This window comes from Methanosarcina sp. 2.H.A.1B.4 (genome assembly GCF_000979385.1).
In the GTDB taxonomy this organism is placed as follows: domain Archaea; phylum Halobacteriota; class Methanosarcinia; order Methanosarcinales; family Methanosarcinaceae; genus Methanosarcina.
The window spans coordinates 17,309-37,095 of the sequence record NZ_JJOV01000011.1 but is presented as its reverse complement, the minus strand read 5'-3'; the positions used below and the strand labels follow the sequence as shown (position 1 = coordinate 37,095).

The following is a 19,787-nucleotide window of genomic DNA, read 5'->3' as shown; positions in this document are numbered from 1 at the left end:
TATAATCTCTTATTCAGGAAAAAACTAAATAAACAAACGCAGTAAGTGATTATATGAAAAAACTGGAATATTACGAAATTTCACCTGTCCACGGAAAATCCGAAACAAGCGACACCATGGATGAAGTTGTTGTCGTTGGCCACTGTCTGCTTAACCCCCTTGCAAGGATCAAAGGCGTAAAACCGGCTACCCCTGTTGACGCAAAAGGAATGAACGTGATCCAGCTCCCCTGCCCCGAAGCCATGTACTTCGGAATGAGGCGCCGGGAAATCACGAAAGACCAGCTCGAACACCCCTCCTACAGGCGCTTCTGCCGGAAAATCTTCACTCCCCTTGCCGATCTCCTCGAAGACCTCGCAACAAACGGCACAAACGTCAGGATAATCGGCATCCCGAAAAGCCCCTCCTGCGCCGTGGAAATCACAAGCGTCGGCGGCGAGCCCGGAAAAGTAAAAGAATTCCACCACAGCCACGCCCCGGGACCGGGTGTGTTTATGGAAGAGATTATAAAAGAACTTGAAAAGCGCAATGTAAAGTTTGAGATAGAGGATGCCCACCAGTAAAGAAATTAAGTGAAAATGTCAGCATAAAAATAAGAATCCATTTTTTCGTCATTCAGCCAGAACCACCGGAGTGAATCGGCTCGAAACACCCCAGGCTCTCACCGGTCGTCGAAGGCGACCGGCTTTCTCAAAAAAATGCATAAACAAAAAAGTAAAAACCGGAACATTCCAACTTCGCGGTTAATCTAACTTTTTTTGTGTGACAGCAGCCCGAATTACCGTATTTTCAAGACTGCCGCCTTTTCCGTTTAAGATATAATTTAACAATTCCACCAAGGTCCAACCCCACACCACAAAATGTGGGATTCACTGAAACAACACTACGATTTTTTTTCTAGCAGAGTTTCTTCAGTATAGATTTTTCTTTGAAGTCCCTGCATAAAAAAATAATTGAATTTGAAAAATAGAGAGGGTTGTCAGCTAAATAATTTTCTATTTTGTAACATAAATCGCGGAAAAGCCGCGCAAAGCGCGGGAAATGAACGGTTTGAGATGCTAATCAGGCTATTTCGGTAATTAGAAAACAGATCAACAACGGTTAACTGGGATTTTATTACAATTTCACTTTTTCCATCGCAGATCCGATCATATTCTCAAGATCTTCAACCGTATTAATATTCGCAAAAGTCCTCAATTCAGGATCAAATTCCCGAATTTCCGAAACCTCAACAAAAACAACATCCTGCATTTCAAAAACCGGCGCAAGCACTGAATGTTTACCTCTTTCAAAGGCTTTTTTGATTTCAGGAATCAGTTTTCTGGAATAAACTGCATGCAGAGGCTCATACATTCTCTCCTCCTCCCACTTCGGGAGAGCAGCATCATTACCTTCTGCTTTTTCAAACAGCAGGTCTACAACCCTAACATTTACAAAGGGCATATCTCCGGCGCAGACAAAAGAGTACTCTGACCATGATTCAAGCAGCCCTGCCCGGATGCCTTCAAGGGGACCGGCATCCTCTTTGGAATCAAAACAGAAACGGATTTCACGGGAAGGGAATTTTTCAAGCACAGGGAGGAGTTTTTCTTTCTGAGCACTGTCTCGGACCGAGAGGATTACCTCGTCCACAACCCGGAAGAGGTTTTCAAGCAGGCGTTCGAGGATGGTTTTTCCTTCAAATTCGAGGAGGGCTTTTTCGACCATACCCATCCGGCGTCCCCTTCCGCCTGCAAGGACGATTGCACTTCTGGTTTTTGTTCTCCCCGGTTTAAGTTCTGTTTTTCCGCTCATTCAATTTCCGTCCCGGTTTTTGTTGCTCTTAGCTTCTCGTTTTTAATCGGCTCTTCTTTTCTTCTTTTTTTTCTGCTTTTTCTTTTTTTATTGTTATATTTTTTCCCTTCAGGCGTGTTCCCGGTCGTGGACCCAGAACTCTTCTTTTTCCGTGAACTCCTTTTTCCAGATCGGAGCTTCGGCTTTCACCCTCTCGATGGCTTCGCTGAGGGCCGGGAAAAGTTCGGTCCTGTGGGCGGATGCGATCACGATGTAGACTATGTCTTCTCCGGCTTCGATGACGCCTGTTTTGTGGTGGATCAGGACTTCGAGGATGCCTTCTTTTTGCTTTATTTCATCACGGATTTTGTCCAGGGCCTTTGAGGCTTCAGGCTCGTATTTCTCAAACTCGAGCCGGGCTGTCTTCTCCTCTCCTGCAAGCTCGCGGACGATGCCGGTAAATGTGCCGATTGCTCCTGCTTTCCGGATGGACGGATTTTTCCTGGCTTTCTTGATAAGCGCGTCCAGGGTGTAGCGGTCAGGCTGGGCAAGGGCCATTCCGACCAGAGAGGCTCTAAGTTCCTCATGAATATCGGAGTTTTCCGGAAGTCTCATAACGACGTTGGAGACTCCTTCAAGGTCGCCAAGTACGAATTTAGGGAGATTGCTTTCCTTAAACCCTTCCACAACCGCAAAATCAAGCCCCCGGTCGCAGAGCATATCAAGGGCATCTTCAAGGTCGGAGTCTCTGGAAAAACTGACAAGTTCAGAGCCTGTAATTCCTATTACCGTGTCAGCCCCAGCATCAAAGTGTCTGCCAGTATCGGTTTCCCCGGGGTTGAGGCGCTGTTCTCCCATGTGCTTTACAGTACCTACTGCCCCAAACCCGGAAAGTTCCCGGACCAGGGCTGAAACAAGGGCTGTCTTACCCGATTTCTTATACCCTACAACAGAAATGACCTTCATCAAAGAGCCTTATGGACTTACCGGTATAAGTAAGGGTCGGCATCTTTTCACCGTATCGGTTTAAAAATAACCATTTGAATGTCGAGAGATTATTCACGCGCTCCCAATTACTAATACACATTTGTTTTTTTAGACAAACTGGCCTATACCCGAAAAGATTCAAATATTAAAACGGTCAATAATAACTGTTACTAATATAACTTACTGTCAGCCCGAACAGTTACTGCCCATAAGGGCACAGTTTAATGCTCTGCACAGTTTAGTGCTCTGCACAGTTTAGTTGCTCTGCACAGTTTAGTGCTCTGCACAGTTTAGTGCTCTGCACAGTTTAATGCTCTGCACAGTTTAGTCGCTCTGTATACAACAGGAGTGCCAGTAATGAGTACCTGTTCGGTCAGGATGGAAGAGGGGGGATGGAATATGGAAGTTACAAAAATAAGGATTCATGACATTCCTGAGGAAGAGCGTCCCAGGGAGCGGCTCATTAAGAACGGGCCGGAGTCCCTTTCAAACGCTGAACTGCTGGGGATAGTCCTGAGGACAGGGTCAAGGGAAGAGAATGTTGTCAGCCTGTGCAACCGGATATTATCGGAATACAGCATCAAACAACTCAGCCTTGCAAATGTTTCAAAGCTTACACAGGTCAATGGGATTGGAAAAGCAAAGGCTACCCAGATAGCTGCAGTTTTCGAACTTGCAAGGCGGCTTGAGACTTTTGTGGAAGAGCCAAAAAGGAAAATTGGTTCTCCAAAGGACGTCTATACCCTGATGTATCCTAAAATGCGCGAACAAAAAAAAGAAAAATTTATAACACTGTATCTTGATACAAAAAACCAGATCCTTAAAGAAGAAGTAGTATCCATAGGCAGCCTGAACGCCAGCATCGTGCACCCGCGTGAGGTTTTTAAGTTGGCTCTTCTTGAATCCTCAGCATCGGTGATCATGGTCCATAACCATCCCTCAGGAGACCCCAGCCCGAGCAGGGAGGACATAATGGTTACTGAAAAACTTGTTGAAGGAGGAAAGCTCCTTGGGATCGACATCCTTGACCACATAATCATAGGAGACGGCAGGTACGTGAGCCTCAAAGATGAGGGCTTTGTAAGGTAAAAACAAAAATAAACAATGTGTCATTACAGATGATTTTTTTTAATGAGTTTTTTGCAAAAATGGCGGTTTCAGATGGAATTATTCCTGGTTCCCCAGTATTATTCTACAGGTGTGGCCTCTCAAATGAAAGCCTTAGTTGACCGGGCCAGTATGGTGCTGGCAGGAAATTATTGAAAAATTCATTGTAATTGAGATAATACAGTTAGATACTTGTATTGTTAGATGTTTATATTCGACTCCGGTTTACCCGGCAAACATCTATCTTATTCAACTTGCTAAACCTACGATACCTATATATATCTACAGGAAATGGGCATTTCGATCAAACAAATTAATCCTCCCACTTTCTATCCCCCGTAAAAAGGAGGTCTTCGGCATTACAAAACATATAAACGCCTGTGCACTGGATAACAGACAGACTGAGGAAATTACTCTAGACGACCCCTATACTGTGCCTTACCGGGGCATTTATGCGGTCTGTGACGCGAAAAACGAGTATGCGGAGATAATTGAACACTCCAACTGCTATAGCGGGGCAGCCTGGTCCCTTTACCATTATGCAAAAGCTCCTCTTATCCTGAAAGCCCGTTCAACGGGAAATATGATCCGCTATTTTATGAAAACCGGGACCTCAAAACTCGAACTCAAACCCTCGGTTGCAGCCGCAGGCATAGAATCCGTGATCGTGCAGGGGGACGAAGTGGAGATCACTTATGCAGGGCTGGGAGGCGGGGGTGTTGGTGCAACCCGCTGCAGAGCACTTGCAGACGGAGTTCTGAGCTACAGGATTTCCGAATCCGGAGGAGAGCGCTGTGCTAAGGGGGCAGTTGTGGTTCCCCGCAGGGACCGCGTCCTTATAGGCATAGATGACACCGATTCAAAGGATATCGGAGCCACCTGGACCCTGACCCACAACATCGCAAAGGAACTGGACTGCCAGGAAGCCGTTTACCTATCCCATGCCCTTGTCCAGCTCTTCCCTGTCCCGGAAAAGACCCAGAACTGTATGTCAACGGTCCTGGAATTCGGCTGTGTGGACGAAAAAGCGAAGTCAAAGCTCGTAGACTCTTTTAAAAAAGCCCTTGAAAAATACAGCGCGTCCAGAGAAACAGGGCTTGTAGTACTATCTGATTTTTATGCAAAAGGGCTTTATTCATACAGCAACCGCTGCCGGACCGAAAGGGTCTCGAAGGCAGACACCCTGCGCTGCGCTGAAGAAAATAATGTGGAAGTCCTGCTTGACGGCAACGGGGTAATAGGTGCTCTTGCCTCCCTGCCCTGGTTCGGAAGACCCGAAGAATCTATTGTCCCTGGAACCGAGATAAAGCCAATGAGCCTGGAAAAAACTAATTAAAAACTAATTAAAAACTAATTTAACGGTACCGGAATCTACCGAAACTCTTATAATTCCCGGACGGGGGGTCAACTTGAAAGAAGAAGCAGCACTATGTAACGGGTTTGAAGCCCTTTATCTTGCAGCCATTGACAGTGATGTTACACTTATAACAGGAGTCCCCGGATATCCTGTTACCTCCCTGATGGAACTTTTTTTGAAAACAGATAACCCATCAACCAACGCACACAGTCCAACTTATAGAGCCAGATGGCTTACAAACGAGAAAGTTGCGCTGGAGATAGCACTCGGAGCGTCGGTTTCAGGCAAAAGGGCTCTTGTGCTTGTAAAACACGTTGGGATGAATCTGCTTTCCGACCCCCTTATAACCTCGGTTACGCACACTATAGGCGCAGGTCTGGTAATCATTGCAGGAGACGACCCGGGTGTGAAAGGTTCTCAGAATGAGCAGGACTCCCGCTGGTATGGCCGGATAGCTGAAGTTGCGGTATTTGATCCGGCTGACCCCGATGCTGCATACAGGACTCTCAGGCGGGCTTACGAACTTTCTGAAGAAACCCGTGTTCCGGTAATTCTAAGGGTAACCGCAGGTCTGGAGAAGAGTAAAGGAAAAGTCCGGCGCCTTCCTGCGTCTTCAACTGTCCACCCCGGGTTTGACCGTTCTATCTGGGGACTCCGGATGGTGGAAAAACACCAGCATTTCCATTCTAAAGTTTATCCGGTACTTGAAGCAGAAGCCGAAAAGACTGACCTTAACGAAATTAAAGAAGGAACTCAAGAGATCGAAGCGGAAGCACAGACTTCTGAACAGAAAGGAGTCGAACGGATTAAAGGAGTCGAATGGATTGGAATTATCTCCTCGGGTTTTGCGGCTTCAATTGTGGAAGATACCCTGAAAAAATCAGGCTGCTATCCCGGAGTTTCTCATCTTGTCCTCAACCTTGTAAATCCCCTTCCTCTGCAGAAAATCGGAAATTTCCTTAAAAATAACCGGAGAGTACTGGTAGCTGAAGAGTCAGAACCCTTCATAGAAGAGCAGATCCGGATTTCAGGCAATGTCTGCGGCAAAAAGACGGGACACCTCCCATACGGGCAAATAATGCTTGAAGATATCGAGTTTGCCCTTGAGCATATCGAAGAAGATAAGGTTTCAAGACCTGCGGATTTCAAACTTATTGAATCCAGAAAGAAAGGCAGGGCTTCAATCTGCGAAGATTGCCCCTATCTCCCCCTTTACCATTTTCTCCGCATACTTGACATTCAGGTCGCCGGAGACATGGGATGTTCGGTCCGGAGCGCATCCGAACCCCTTGCTGCAGTTGATGTTAGCTTTGCCCTGGGCTCGGCAATCTCGGTTGCCTGCGGCTTTGAGAAAAAAGGCATAGCCGTAATCGGAGACTTTGCCCTTGCACATTCCGGCATCCTCGGGCTCTTAAATGCCGCAAGCGAAGGTTATGAAGTGCTTGTGCTTGTGCTCCAGAACGAAGTCGCAGCCATGACAGGAGGGCAGAAAGTCCCTGAACTCAGGAAAGTGGTGGAAGCTATAGTGCCTGATGTGTCTTTTTTTGATTTAGATGTAGAAGATGGAGAAGAAGGAAAAGAAAGCGGAGACAGAGAAAAAGAGGGTGAAAGTAATACCGGGCAGGAAACAGTAAAGGAGATGGAAAAGGAAGGAAAAAAGCTGACTCCCGGTTCAGAACTTTCGGACCTGATCCTGGAAAAACTCGCCCTTCCGGGAATTTCAGTTATTTTTATAAAAGGCCGGTGTAGAAAATATTGAGGCATAGGGCTCTTTAATTTTAACTAGCTTTAACTTTTGATGTACCTGAATCGATTAATAGATTCAAATACAGATTTTTCTGCCGGTTTTATTTTGCAGCTTTTCTCTTCTTGGCATGAAAGTACTTTCAACTTATTGGCATGAAAGTACTTTCAACTTATTTTAGAATCTGTGCCTGTTATTCTAAGAATTCATGTGTGTTTTTTTGTTTCTTCTTTTTTCGTTTCTTCTTCTTTTTTCGTAAGACCGCTCTCCTTCGTCGAGCGTGACAAAAACGACTCAAAACAGCGAATGATGCTTTATAGGTCAGAAAGCTCTCTAAATTAGTCTGCTTGAGCGAAGCGAAACAGACCTCGTGCTCCCGAAGCGAAACTCGGGAAGCGAAACTCGGGAAGCGAAACTCGGGTAGCTCAACGTTTGAGCGAATATACTTCGACCATGTGGTGCGGGTAGTATCGCATTTTTGCTTCTCTGAGGCCGCCGACGCCGAGGTCGCTCTCCCTGTTGATGTACTCCACCTCGCCAGCAAGAACCGCTGCAGTTTCCTCATTGATAGCCTTATAGATCCCTTCGCAGTCTGGCAGCCCTTTCTCGAAATGGATGAGCGCCGTATCCGCGTTGAGGAGTTCAAAGAGGGAGAAGGCGCCAATCTCTGAATCGACCCGGATCAAAAGGCCCCTCAGGGGAAGTTCGGAGAAATGCTCTACTGCATAGAGGGCTGCCTCTATTTCGTTGGCAAGGACTATATTTTTCTTGCACCCCTTCCACTCACACCACTTTTTCAGGAATTCCATCACCTCTTCCAGGTTTTGGGATGTTATCGGCTCGACAGTGTTCAGGCAATTTTTCCGGAACCTGTTGAGATGGCTGCGGATTTTGAGGTATTTCTTTCCCGGGAGTTCAGCAAGGTCGGCAGCTCTGTACACATACTCGAAGTTGTTCCGGTCCGGCACCAGCACGAGCCCGGGATCGAGCCCCTGCATCCACCTCGCAGTATCCGGATCGATGAGCACGAGGGGAGTATCGTCGCTCACATCCAGTGCCAGCCGTATAAGCGCACGCATAAGAGCAGGGTCCCGGGGGCCGATCGGCGGGTGGAACCGGGTAACTCCTTCGGTGGTGCACGAAATAATCACATTTCCGTTCACGTACGCGTACCTGTACGGTGTAAAATGGTTCCAGCAGACCATATTCGTGAACGTGTTGCTGCTGTGGGTTTGGGGGTAAAGCGCGTAATGACGCTCGAAAAAGCCCCTGTCGGTAAGAGTGACCGGTTTGAAATCTTCTTGACAAAGCATTTTAAACAAGACTCTGATTTGGCTTTAAATTTATTTGAATTAACAAAAACCATGTACGGCCAGTTAATTAATCTCCAAATAATAAAATTTTGCTAAATAATCTTTTATCCATTAGAATTTAAATGGATGAGGCTTGCTTCTATATTTACACTTACTTCTACAAATTACATTAAAATACTATCTTCAATCTAACAGGACTTACGCCCCTGAATAGTGAAATCGAGTAAATGAACCGCTTCAAACTTATTAGTATTATGTTAACTGATCAATTTAAAAAAAGTACTAAAATGGAAGGAATAAAAATGGCTGAAACTGAGATAAAACCCGGTTTGAATATCCGCACTGCACAAAAAGAGGACGCCTCTCTAATTCTTGAATTCATAAAAGGGATTGCCGAGTTCGAAAATCTCTCCTACCTGGTCACAGCCACCGAAGAGACCCTGACAGAGTCCCTGTTCGGGGAAAGGCCCTATGCCGAAGTTTTCTTTGCCGAACTCGATGGGGTGCCTGCGGGTTTTACGGTCTTTTTCCACAACTTCTCCACCTTTGTAGGAAAGCAGGGGCTCTATATTGAAGATATTTTTGTGAAACCCGAGTTCCGGGGAAAAGGAATCGGAAAAGCAATGTTTCTGCACTGCGTAAAGCTTGCAAAAGAAAGGAACTGCGGGAGAATGGAGTGGACAGTGCTTGACTGGAACCCTGCAAGGGAGTTCTACGAATACTTTGGGGCCGGGCCTGTTGACGGCTGGCACATTTACAGGATGGGTGCGGAAAAATTCGAAGATGCGCTTGAAAAATAAGCTTGAGAGAGTTTACTTACTCTCCTCTCCGCCCCTTTGATGCCCAGCTCTTGAAATATGACCCCCTTCCCCGATTACGCATCAGGGGTTCAGGTCGTGTCTTCTTGCTGGATAAAAGAGTGGTGTTCCAGGCGGTAGATTCTCTTTTCAAGGTTCTCTATTTGAGTCAGGATTTCTTCTCCTCCGGCTCCTTCCCCCAGTGCCGCAGCTTCAACTCCTTTCCCTCCCGATTTTTCAGCAAGTTCCTGGGCCATCTGCATGTACTTTTCTGCCTTCATGACCGGGAAGGTCTCGAACCTGCAGAGCCCTATAAATGGAAGGTTTGCAGCCGCATAAGCCTTCTCATCGTCAGCCTCATAAATCAGGAACATGCGGTAGCCTGTAAGGTCTACCCACTCGTCGATTACTTTCAAGCCCTTCGGGTATTCGTAGTTCATGTAGCAGTTCTTGACCTTTTCAGAGTCTTTCGGCTCCCAGGTTACGATATCCATCAATAACATTGTGCCTGACACCCCCTAGATTAAATATGGGTCCAAATCCTATTCAATCTAACTTGAAGCGGATTCAAAAATATATTTAGCAAAGTTTAGTATTGTTTCTCTTCAAATGGGCATAAACTTTCAGGAAGAAATGTTCAGAAAAAAAGGTTCGGAAAAAGACCTGAAATAGGATCTCTCCTGAAAAATCACGTAATTATCTGGAGAATTCCACCTTCCTGATCTAAAAGATAATCTTTTATGATACGGAGGCAATCATATTTTACAGAATTTTCGGTACGTTGCCGACCTGTCTATGGGGGAAAATTGTATGCAAATAACTCCATTTTTTGTGAGGGGCATAGCACACAGTTCATATATTCTTGCAGGGAAGCAAAGCTGTGCGGTCATTGACCCGCAAAGGGATATGGATGTCTATATCAAAGAGGCAAAATCCAGGGGCCTGAAAATTACTCACATCCTGGAGACCCATCTGCACGCAGATTTTGTCTCCGGGCATATGGATCTTGCTGAGCTTACGGGAGCACCTATCTACGCCCCGAAAGCTGCTAACTGTGAGTTTGAACATGTAGGGCTCGTTGAAGGGAATACGTTTGAAATCGAGGACACGATTGTAAGGATACTGGAAACGCCGGGGCATACCCCTGAACACATCTGCTATGTGGTTTCGGAGACTTCCCGAGGTCCTGATCCGGCTGCTGTTTTTTGCGGGGATGTACTTTTTGTCGGGGATGTGGGCAGACCAGACCTTTTCCCCGGAAAAGCCAGGGAACTGGCTTCCATGCTTTACGACAGCCTGCACAAAAAACTGCTTTCCCTTCCCGACTCCTGTGAGGTCTATCCTGCACATGGGGAAGGCTCTCTCTGCGGAAGGGCTATGGGAGCCAAACGTTCGAGTACAATCGGATATGAACGCAAATACAACTATGCTCTCCGGATCCCTGATAGGGAAGGGTTCATAGAAAACCTTACAACAAATATGCCTCCCGCGCCGGACCATTTTAGCCGTTGCACCGAAGTCAACCGGAAAGGGCCCACAAAACTCAAAGAAATTCCGCCTCTCAGGGAGATCCCCCCGGGGGAGTTTTTCAAATTTGCCGGAAGGGGGGATACAGCAATTCTTGACACCCGCCATTACGAAAGTTTCGGAGGAGAGCATGTCCCCGGTTCCTGGTGTATCGACCTCCGGAGCAACTTTGCTACCTACGCAGGCTGGCTCCTGCCTCCGGATAAGCAGATCCTGCTCGTCTCAGATAGTGAGGAAAATGCAAGGAAATCTGCGGTCTGGCTGTGCAGGGTTGGGCTTGACAGTATTGTCGGTTTTCTGTCAGGGGAAATGTTTGCCTGGGTAACTGCCGGATTAAGGGCCGCCCATGTGCCACAGCTATCGATTCCTGAGCTCTATGAAGGGGTCCAAAGTAAAAACCCTCCTGTAATTTTAGATGTCAGGGTTCCTTCCGAGTATGAGAGTTTCCATATAGAACATGCAGTAAATATTCCGGTTCAGGAACTGAGGGAAAGGCACATGGAACTTGACCCTGAAGCCGAATATGCAGTAATTTGCAGCACAGGCCACAGGTCAGGTATGGGGTGCAGCATTCTCAAAAAACACGGATTTTCCAGGGTGAATAACACTGCAGGCGGAATGACCGGATACAACGCTGCGGGTTTCGGACCTGAGTGTCCGATGTGTGCTCTTTCCTGGGCTGGAAAAGCAGGCCGGAAAGAGGCAGAGGTCTTCCAGAAAGTGAAGAATATATGAGCGTTATTTCCTTTATTAAGCCGCTCTTCCCGGTTCCTGTGGCGTCTGATGAAGAACTTTCTGAGACTTCCCTGCCGCGTATCCTGTAATTTTTGAGGGCAGGGCATCTGTTGAACTGTATAGCAAGTTAAAGGGCAAGCTCCTGAAAATAATAATTCATGGACTCCGGATTTTACCGGATGGTTTTAATTAATTCTCTCAATTGCGTTTTTTTCTTGTTTTTCCTCCTCAGGGAGGCTCACCGGAAGGTTTGAAGATCTCTTGATTCCGAATACTTCAGTCCTGTTTTTATTTCCTTTCCGATATTTACCTGTCACTTTTAGAATTAATATAAGGGGCTGAAAATAAATAAAACTGTCTAAAAATTAACGGGCGTGGTAGATAAATATTTATAATAAGTATAAGTAGTTTATAATGAGGTAAAAACAAAAAAGAACTTTATAGTGGGGGAAGACATAATGAAAATTAGAGTAGTTAGTTCCAGGGAAGAAATTTTTACACTTAACCCTAATGAGCGCGTTGTTCATCTTGCCTTCAGGCCTTCGAACAAGGACATCTTTGCACTGGTGGAAACCTGTCCGAAGATTGAGGTAATACAGCTTCCTAAATCTTACAGGCGCACAGTCTCAAAGTCCATAGAAATGTTCCTTGAGATGCAGAGAATCCAGCTTATCGAAGGAGATGTCTGGGGGCACAGGAAAGACATTAATGAATATTACAGTATCCCGTCCTCAGTGATTGAAAAGATAAGAGAACTGAAGATGGAGGGTACACCTGCTGAGAGAATCGAAGAAAAGGTTTCAAGGGAAAGCAAGCTGAACCCTGAAATGATTGCTTATATCCTGACCAAGGAAGCCCCTGCCTGAAAATCTTATCGGGACAGGATTTTCCTACAGGATTTTCCTACAGGATTTTCCTACAGGATTTTCGTATCCTCTTCAATGCAGATAAGGTAATGTTGAAATATTCAAAATTTTTCAAGAACCCTTGTTTGCGATACAATCTCCAGCTTAAAACTTTAAGTTTAAGGACTCTGGAAGGTACCCTGACTTGAGATAATAGTGAACATCTATCTAGCGAAAGCTATCAGGTCAGGGGGACTCCGGGGAGACTCCATCAGTTTTTCCTGTAAATGTTTAATTTTCAAAAATCTTTTTTAGGAGCAATAAGGGCTAATCCCCGCCATTTTAATGGTGGGATACAACCCGTCAACTTCGACACGTCAACTTCAACATAGTAATATTTATTTAACAGTTTTTTATAGTTTTTCTGAATCAAGTTTAAACTTTTTGCGAATGTTTTATCTAATTAATCCGGACTTATTAAAAGACTCTGCTTTTTTCCCAGGTAAGTTGGGCGAGGGAAGGTAATAACTTATATATTTTAGGCGGCTGTAATCTTTTTAGTCTTACCTGTAATTTTTTTTAGTTATTATAACACTAATAGGAGACTGAAGGGTGAAACTGGAACTTATAGAGCTGATTTTTCTTTCCGATAAGCGAAAAAAGTTATTGCTTTTTCTGAAAAGTGGACCCAAAAATATGGATGAAATTACGGAAGCCCTTCAGGCAACTTCCACTTCCATCCTTCCCCAGATTAAAAAATTAAAAGATATGTCCCTGGTTGTTCAGGAGGACAAAACCTATATTCTTTCTCTGATAGGAAAGGTTCTCGTTGAAAAAATGCAGCCCCTTGTCAGCACTATAGAACTTTTTGAAGATAACTTTGAGTACTGGTCGGAAAAGGACCTGCAGGGGACACCTTCTTCTTTTCGGAAGAGGCTGGGAGAACTTGGTAAATGTAAATTGATCCAGCCTGACATGGACCGCATGTTCGAACTCGACCCGGAAGTTGTGGAAAATCTGTCCAAGTCCAGCCATGTTCTTGAAGCCATAGCCTACTTTCATCAGCCTATGATTTATCTCTGCCAGGAGCTTGCAAAAAAGGGAGTTGAATTCTCTTTTCTAATGTCGGAGTCCGTTCTTCAGCGGTACTATACTGACTATATGGAGGACTTCCGAATTATGATGTCTCTTGATAATGTGAAATTTTTCCGGTATTCGGGAGAACTGAAGATTGCAAATCTTGCCGTTAGTGATAAGTTTTTCCTGATATCTCTTTTCCCGAAGAATCAGAAGCACTTTGAAAGAGAGAGCCTTATATGCTACGAACCCTCTTCCAGGCACCTGGGTACCGAACTTTTCAACGAGCTACTGCTGGATTCGACCCCTGTTACTGAAATTCCCCCGGAATAATTAAAACTCTGGCCATAAAAATATACTGTACAGGACTACTTATACAAATACCTCTACTACTTATACAAATACCTCTACTACTTATACAAATACCTCTACTACTTATACAAATACCTCTACTACTTATGCAAATACTTTATACCGAAAAACTCGGCATAGAAACATTGTAAATCCTTTCAAACAGGAGGTAGTATCATAATAGGTTTTTACGAACAGAGGGCAGCCTACGGTAAACAAATAAGATTGCTTAATTTTGCAGGTCTGTTGCTTATCCTGGTATTTTACATGTTTTCTCTCACAGGGCTTTTTGGCTTTGGTACTGATCCTGAGGAAAAGTACGCTCTGCCTCTTATCCTTCTCATTTACCTTGCTGCAATGTGGAGCTTTTTTGGCATGAGATTCCTGATAACTTCCGATAGCGTGGTTGCAGTTTTTCCACCATTCAGGTACAACATTCCCTTTTCAGATATCAGCTCTGTGGAGATCATGGACAAATTCCCCTGGTATATGGGGTGGGGCGTCAGAATACAGGGGCGCAGGCTAATTTTTGCGGGAAAACACGCAAAAGCTGTAGCAATCAGAAAAGATAATGGTTTTTTCAGGACTGTTGTACTGGTTTCTGAAAGCCCTGATGAATTCAGGAAACGAGTGGAAATGGCCATGAAATAATTCAGGCCACTCATTTTTTAACAGTCCAGGCTGGTTTATTTTATTGCTGCTTTTGTTACTCTGCCTTTTTGCTTTTATGCTTCAGTTTTTCTGCAATGTCAATTCCGAGCCGTTTGCATTCCTGCAGGTCCTTGTCTGTGGGCTTATGAAGGATCCGGAGTACGGGGTCCACAACACTCATTCCCATTTCCCGCATTTTTTCGGCTATCAATATGGGTGCTTCTCCGCTCCACCCGTAAGACCCGAAAGCAGCTCCGATCTTGCCCTGTGGGCTTGTGGAAACAAGGGTTTCATCCATGAACTTTTCCATGGGCAGCAGCATTTTGTAGTAAAACGTCGAAGAGCCAACTGCAATTGCTTCTGCTTCATTGAGCTCTTCGGGCTTTACATCATAGAAACTGACAACCTTTACATCCACATTCTTTGACTCAATCCCGTTCCCTATTGCCTCGGCCATAGCTTTTGTATTCCCTGAGGTACTGAGATAAACTACTATTGCTTTCAACCTGTATCCCCCTAGCGATCTAATAAAGTCTGATAAAGTCTGATAATGCAAACCCCGGAAAAATGAGAGCAAAAACCGGCAGTTGCGTATCTAAAGCTCAGAGCTTGAAGGCGTAACCCTGGGGCTTTCCTCGCTCCCCAATCCAGCATTATTTATAAAAATTATTTTAAATAAGGGTTTCGTCGTCCTGATATAGTTCGAGCTTCAGATTGGTTGCCTTTATAAAAGGTCTGCCTCTATGCGGATAGGGGCTATATGGGTAACTACCTGGAGGGCAACGCTCTCGAGAAAATCGCGGACGTTCTGGGGAATCGTGTCCACAGTATGGGAAGCAAAGTTCAGGCTGCCTATTATCTCTCCCCTGTGCTTCATAGGGATTACTGCAACTGTAGTGATCTTTTCTTTCCTTAGCAGATCTGCCATCTCTTCAGCAAAAAAGTCCAGTTTATAAATGGGTTTCTCGATCCAGACCTGCTTTGCTTCCGGGGAGTCTGCCCTGTATGCAGAAACACTTTTCACAAATTCGGAGGAGAGCCCTCTGTGCGCCACCAGGTTAATCTGGTCCAGAAGCTCGTCTTTCAGGTATATGCCTCCGGCATCGATCTCTTTTATTTTCAGGCAGGCATCAAGGATACGGGAAAGCATGGTCTGGAGGTTCCAGGTGTTACTCAGGGACATCCCGAGTTCTCGCTGAATCTCGAGCATTTCCTGTGCTTCTTTTCTTTCGGTAACATCAACAATTATTCCTTGAAAGTGAACCGGGATACCCTCCTTATTTCGCTTGATATACGTTCTCTCTTCAACCCAGCGAATATTGCCATCTGCGGTGAAAATTCTATACTCCATCTCAAAAGAGTCACACCCTTCTCGAATTGAGTGTGCAAGGTTTTCAGAGACCGAATTGATGTCCTCTTTATGAATTATGTCTCCGTAAAGGATTCTACCCGATGTGAAGTCTTCTACAGTATATCCAAACTGCGTTACATTTTCTGAAACGAACTCTACAGGCCAGTTTTCCACAGTTTTCCACAGGAAAGCTACTGCTGAGCTTTTGTTGATTATCGTTTTCAGCAGTTTCTGCATTTCGAGAGATTTTCTCAGGGCTTCTTCAATTTTTTTCCGGGGGGTTATGTCCAGCACTATCCCCTGAAAACCGGTTACGTTTCCATCTCCTTCTCTCTGGATAAAAGTCCTTTCGTTTACCCAGCGCAGGTCTCCGGCTTTTGTAAAAATCCTGTATTCTGAATTAAAGCTTACTTCCCCTTTCTGGACGTGTCTTTCGAGTTCTTCTTCAACCTTTTTCAGGTCATCGGGATGTATTATCTTTCCGTACAGGATTTTCTGTGATAGAAAATCGTCAACTGTATATCCAAACTGTATCACATTCTCCGAGACAAAAGCTGCAGGCCAGTAGTTTTCATCCCTCCACAGAAATACCACTGCCGGGCTGTTGTTGATTATTGTTTTCAACAGTTTCTGAATCTTAAGGACTTTATCCAGTTTTTCTTCACTTTTCTTCCGCTCGGTAATGTCGAGAACCACTCCCTGAAAGTGGGTTACCTCTCCTTCCGGGTTTCTCTGGATGAAGGTCCTTTCGTTTACCCAGCGCAGGTCTCCGGCTTTTGTAATTATCCTGTATTCCATATTGAAATCCGGAGCTCCATTCTTAATTCTTTTTTCAAGTTCCTCTTCAACTTTTCCAAGGTCATTAGGGTGTATAATGTCCCCGTACAGTACCCTGCCCGAGATAAAATCCTCTACCGTATACCCAAAGTTCCCCACATTTTTGGAAACAAATTCCGCAGGCCACTTTTCTTCGTTTTTCCAGAGAAATACCACTGCAGGGCTGTTATTGATTATAGTTTTCAGGGCTTCTTCTCTTTCCAGAGCTGCATGAAGAGCTTTTCCCCTTTCGCCATTTGCAGCATCTGCTACATGGGGATAAGTATCCGGTTCTTCTCTGTTTTCAGAAGTCTCGCTGTCCATTATCTTCTAACCGCCTGCACAGGGATGTTTTCAATAGCTTCTTCCGGGATAATGCGTTGGAAACTGTCGGTATGCCTGATCGCAAATTCGTCTGCATTCGAATTTACCGATCTGTAGATTTGCCGTCGACAAGTTTGCCTGTAATTTTCTGTCCGCTTTCTATTCTATAATTGTGTTTTTATCGAATATCAGTCTTTTTGATCCCGGAATCTCTTTTTCCAGTTTAGCTGCACTCTGTAAAGTTGAAAACTATTCATTCATAAATCTCCTGGTTCTCTCAAAACTGTCTTTGCCAGCCAGTAGAACTCCATCACCACATCACCAAAAATGATCGGCTGGAGAAAACTGTGAACCCGCGTGATCTGAAATAAAACTGTGGGTTTTAAAAGAAAGGAAAAAGAAAGGAAAAAGAAAGGAAAAAGGATGTATAAGTGAGAAAAATAATCTGGTGAACGGGTGCGACCCTGTTGTAGTTAAATTTTTTGTGGTGTGTTGCTTGGATGTGATCTTGTAGATGTAGTTTTTTGTGGTGTGTTGCTTGGATGTGATCTTATAGATGTAGTCCAGGGCAGATCCGTTCACTATGCTAAATTCAAAATCCCTGACCGGCTATATAAATATTTGGATACTATTATATAAATTGCCTTTTTGTGATATTATCTCTCGGTTTTAATGGTTCAAACGGAGATTTTTTTCCAGATTTTATCCTTCTATTGCCAGAAGGCAGGTATCATTCTTTCCAGAAAACACTTTTACCGATGTTTTTTGCTCCATCCTTCTTCAGTTGCCGTTTTCTGAACTTTTATTACCAACCCTTCTATAAGTTTTATAGATTTTCAGTATTTTTCTCTGTGACTTTTTTACAGCTTTTTCTTCCCCAACCTGTTTATACTATGAAGTTTTTTCCTATCTATACATTATAACGAATTACACTGATAGTTTTCAATATCGAGATCATAAGGAGACTTGCAATGAGAAGCGACATCATCAAAGAGGGGCCTGAACGCGCCGCCAACCGTTCCCTCCTCAAAGCAACGGGGGTTACGGATTCTGAAATGAAGAAGCCGTTCATAGCAGTTGTTAATTCCTGGAATGACATCATTCCTGGCCACATTCACCTGAATAAACTTGCTGAGGCTGTGAAAGCCGGAATCAGGAATGCTGGGGGAGTTCCTTTTGAGTTCCATACCATAGGGGTCTGCGACGGGATTGCAATGGGGCATGAGGGTATGAAATATTCCCTCCCAAGCAGGGAGGTTATAGAGGACACGATCGAACTGATGGTCAGAGCCCACCAGTTTGACGGTATGGTCCTAATCCCTACCTGTGATAAGATCGTACCAGGACACCTTATGGCAGCAGGCAGGCTTGATATCCCTGCCATTGTTGTGACCGGAGGGCCAATGCTTCCGGGATACGTGGACGATAAATACACTGACCTTATCTCAGTCTTTGAAGGGGTCGGAGCCTACAGGGCAGGCAAAATTTCCGAAGCCGAGCTTAAAAGGCTTGAAGATCTTTCCTGTGCAGGGGCAGGGTCCTGTGCCGGAATGTTTACTGCAAACACAATGGCGTGCATGACTGAAGCCCTCGGGCTGAGCCTTCCTGGCTGCGCAACTGCCCATGCGGTGGATGCAAAAAAGACGCGCATTGCCAAGGAATCCGGAGAGCGCATTGTAGAGCTTGTAAAAGAGAACATCACCCCAAGAAAGATTGTTACTCAAAGGTCCTTTGAGAACGCCATAATGGTTGATATGGCAGTCGGAGGAAGCACAAATACTACCCTGCACCTTCCTGCCCTTGCCCATGAGTTCGGGCTTGAGCTGCCCCTTGAGGCCTTCGACGAATTGAGCAGGACAACCCCCCATCTGATTTCCCTCAGACCCGGCGGCCCGAATTTCATGCTGCACTTTGACAGGGCAGGCGGGGTCGAGGCAGTCATGCAGAGGCTTGCTTCAAAACTCCACCTTGACCAGCTTACAGTTAACGGTAAAACTATCGGGGAAAACCTGAATGAGCTTGACATAGTTAACCCGAAGCTGAATAAGGAGATCATTACAACCCTTGAGAATCCAGTCCATGCCGAAGGAGGAATTGTAGTTCTCAAAGGCAGCCTTGCCCCTGATGGCTCGGTTGTAAAGCAAACCGCAGTTGACCCCAGGATGCGTGTCCATACAGGCCCTGCAAGAGTGTATGATTGTGAAGAAGACGCCATGCAGAGCATTCTTGCAGGGGATGTGAAGCCCGGAGACATTATCGTTATCCGTTATGAAGGCCCCAAAGGAGGACCCGGAATGCGCGAAATGCTTGCAGCCACAGCCGCAATTGGAGGTATGGGTCTGCTCGAGTCCGTGGCTCTGATCACTGATGGGCGTTTCTCTGGAGGGACTCGCGGACCATGTATAGGGCACGTCTCTCCTGAAGCCAGTGAAGGGGGACCAATAGGTCTCGTAAAAGAGGGGGACCTTATAGAAATCAACATTCCTGAAAGGGTCCTGAACCTGAAAGTCTCTGAAGAAGAGCTCCAGAAGCGGAAAGCTGCCTTTGTGCCCCCGAAAAAGGAAGTCACAGGTTACCTTGCCAGGTACCAGCGTTCCGTCCATTCCGCAAACACTGGCGGGATAGTGGACTGAAACCGTTTAATACTCTATTTTCAAGGAGGTCTTTTCCTCCTTTTTCTTCTTTGTTTGGATTCAGGTATTTTCTTTCAGGATTTCATTGTTTTCCCTATCTTTGACCTGCACCTGCTGGAAGAGCATCCTTAGAAGTATCCAGATACAGCCCTCCGGGAAACGTTTATAGTGCCCCAAAACTATCTTTTATGCAGCCTTAATTACTCAAAACCATTTATTCAGAACCATTTATTCAAAACCATTTACTCAAAACTATTTTTTTATTGAGAAATTCAGGAGGCTGAAATTCTGGAAGTAGAGGGTTTATGTTCAATCTGCGGGCGCCCGGCTAAACTTCATACCTGCCATTTATGCGGAAAACTTGTATGCGACCAGTGTATGGACCGTAGAAAAGGTGTC

At 45.1% G+C, this 19,787-nt stretch carries 17 protein-coding genes; 11 read left to right on the top strand and 6 right to left on the bottom strand.

Annotation, left to right across the window (positions count from 1 at the left end; genetic code table 11):
* The first annotated feature begins 53 nt into the window (after window positions 1–53).
* Window positions 54–563 (top strand): hypothetical protein, encoded by a 510-nt coding sequence (locus EO92_RS02340; RefSeq protein ID WP_052734240.1) that lies wholly within the window; start codon window positions 54–56, stop codon window positions 561–563.
* A gap of 553 nt (window positions 564–1,116) precedes the next feature.
* On the opposite strand, the gene EO92_RS02335 is transcribed toward EO92_RS02340, so the two are convergent.
* Both EO92_RS02335 and EO92_RS02330 read right to left on the bottom strand, forming a co-directional pair.
* Window positions 1,117–1,794 (bottom strand): molybdenum cofactor guanylyltransferase, encoded by a 678-nt coding sequence (locus EO92_RS02335; protein WP_048163505.1) that lies wholly within the window; start codon window positions 1,792–1,794, stop codon window positions 1,117–1,119.
* Between the two features lie 108 nt (window positions 1,795–1,902).
* Window positions 1,903–2,739, bottom strand: coding sequence for a molybdopterin synthase (locus EO92_RS02330; RefSeq protein ID WP_048169000.1), 837 nt, complete (start codon window positions 2,737–2,739; stop codon window positions 1,903–1,905).
* Window positions 2,740–3,159: 420 nt separating this feature from the next.
* Here EO92_RS02330 and radC point away from each other — a divergent pair, with 420 nt between their 5' ends.
* The 3 genes from radC (at window position 3,160) to EO92_RS02315 (ending at window position 6,983) form a co-directional block, all read left to right on the top strand.
* Complete coding sequence (gene radC, locus EO92_RS02325) at window positions 3,160–3,849, top strand: DNA repair protein RadC (protein WP_048163534.1); 690 nt, start codon at window positions 3,160–3,162, stop codon at window positions 3,847–3,849.
* A gap of 388 nt (window positions 3,850–4,237) precedes the next feature.
* Window positions 4,238–5,203: a methanogenesis marker protein 11 gene (mmp11, locus tag EO92_RS02320; RefSeq protein WP_369793106.1), complete on the top strand. Its 966-nt coding sequence runs from the start codon at window positions 4,238–4,240 to the stop codon at window positions 5,201–5,203.
* A 73-nt stretch (window positions 5,204–5,276) separates the two neighbouring features.
* Window positions 5,277–6,983, top strand: coding sequence for an indolepyruvate ferredoxin oxidoreductase subunit alpha (locus tag EO92_RS02315; protein ID WP_048168997.1), 1,707 nt, complete (start codon window positions 5,277–5,279; stop codon window positions 6,981–6,983).
* Window positions 6,984–7,393: 410 nt separating this feature from the next.
* Here the strand turns inward: EO92_RS02315 and EO92_RS02310 are convergent, their stop codons facing one another.
* Window positions 7,394–8,173, bottom strand: coding sequence for a DUF2156 domain-containing protein (locus tag EO92_RS02310; protein ID WP_235283134.1), 780 nt, complete (start codon window positions 8,171–8,173; stop codon window positions 7,394–7,396).
* Here EO92_RS02310 and EO92_RS18395 point away from each other — a divergent pair.
* Window positions 8,156–8,377 carry a hypothetical protein gene (locus EO92_RS18395; protein WP_235283137.1) on the top strand — a complete coding sequence of 74 codons (222 nt, stop codon included), beginning with the start codon at window positions 8,156–8,158 and terminating at the stop codon, window positions 8,375–8,377. The two genes, EO92_RS02310 and EO92_RS18395, sit on opposite strands and share 18 nt — an antisense overlap.
* 206 nt (window positions 8,378–8,583) lie before the next feature.
* Entirely contained in the window at window positions 8,584–9,081 is a 498-nt protein-coding gene (locus EO92_RS02305; protein WP_048163499.1) for a GNAT family N-acetyltransferase, read from the top strand.
* Window positions 9,082–9,170: 89 nt separating this feature from the next.
* Here the strand turns inward: EO92_RS02305 and EO92_RS02300 are convergent, their stop codons facing one another.
* Window positions 9,171–9,581, bottom strand: coding sequence for a DUF3303 domain-containing protein (locus tag EO92_RS02300; protein WP_048168993.1), 411 nt, complete (start codon window positions 9,579–9,581; stop codon window positions 9,171–9,173).
* Between the two features lie 307 nt (window positions 9,582–9,888).
* Between EO92_RS02300 and EO92_RS02295 the strand changes: the two genes are divergently transcribed.
* The 4 genes from EO92_RS02295 (at window position 9,889) to EO92_RS02280 (ending at window position 14,264) form a co-directional block, all read left to right on the top strand.
* Window positions 9,889–11,340, top strand: a complete 1,452-nt coding sequence (locus EO92_RS02295; RefSeq protein ID WP_048168991.1) for a rhodanese-like domain-containing protein — start codon at window positions 9,889–9,891, stop codon at window positions 11,338–11,340.
* Window positions 11,341–11,798: 458 nt separating this feature from the next.
* Window positions 11,799–12,206, top strand: coding sequence for a DUF1699 family protein (locus tag EO92_RS02290; RefSeq protein ID WP_048134979.1), 408 nt, complete (start codon window positions 11,799–11,801; stop codon window positions 12,204–12,206).
* 675 nt (window positions 12,207–12,881) lie between these two features.
* On the top strand, window positions 12,882–13,595 hold the full coding sequence (locus EO92_RS02285; protein ID WP_235283133.1) for a winged helix-turn-helix domain-containing protein: 714 nt from the start codon (window positions 12,882–12,884) through the stop codon (window positions 13,593–13,595).
* Between the two features lie 264 nt (window positions 13,596–13,859).
* The gene (locus EO92_RS02280; protein ID WP_156161355.1) at window positions 13,860–14,264 is read left to right on the top strand and encodes a hypothetical protein; all 405 of its coding nucleotides are present in this window, start codon (window positions 13,860–13,862) and stop codon (window positions 14,262–14,264) included.
* Window positions 14,265–14,319: 55 nt separating this feature from the next.
* Here EO92_RS02280 and EO92_RS02275 read toward each other — a convergent pair whose 3' ends face one another.
* Both EO92_RS02275 and EO92_RS02270 read right to left on the bottom strand, forming a co-directional pair.
* The gene (locus tag EO92_RS02275; RefSeq protein WP_048163492.1) at window positions 14,320–14,769 is read right to left on the bottom strand and encodes a flavodoxin domain-containing protein; all 450 of its coding nucleotides are present in this window, start codon (window positions 14,767–14,769) and stop codon (window positions 14,320–14,322) included.
* A gap of 219 nt (window positions 14,770–14,988) precedes the next feature.
* Window positions 14,989–16,755, bottom strand: a complete 1,767-nt coding sequence (locus EO92_RS02270) for a PAS domain-containing protein (protein ID WP_048168989.1) — start codon at window positions 16,753–16,755, stop codon at window positions 14,989–14,991.
* Between the two features lie 971 nt (window positions 16,756–17,726).
* Between EO92_RS02270 and ilvD the strand changes: the two genes are divergently transcribed.
* Window positions 17,727–19,388 (top strand): dihydroxy-acid dehydratase, encoded by a 1,662-nt coding sequence (gene ilvD / locus EO92_RS02265; RefSeq protein WP_048168987.1) that lies wholly within the window; start codon window positions 17,727–17,729, stop codon window positions 19,386–19,388.
* Window positions 19,389–19,787: the final 399 nt, after the last annotated feature.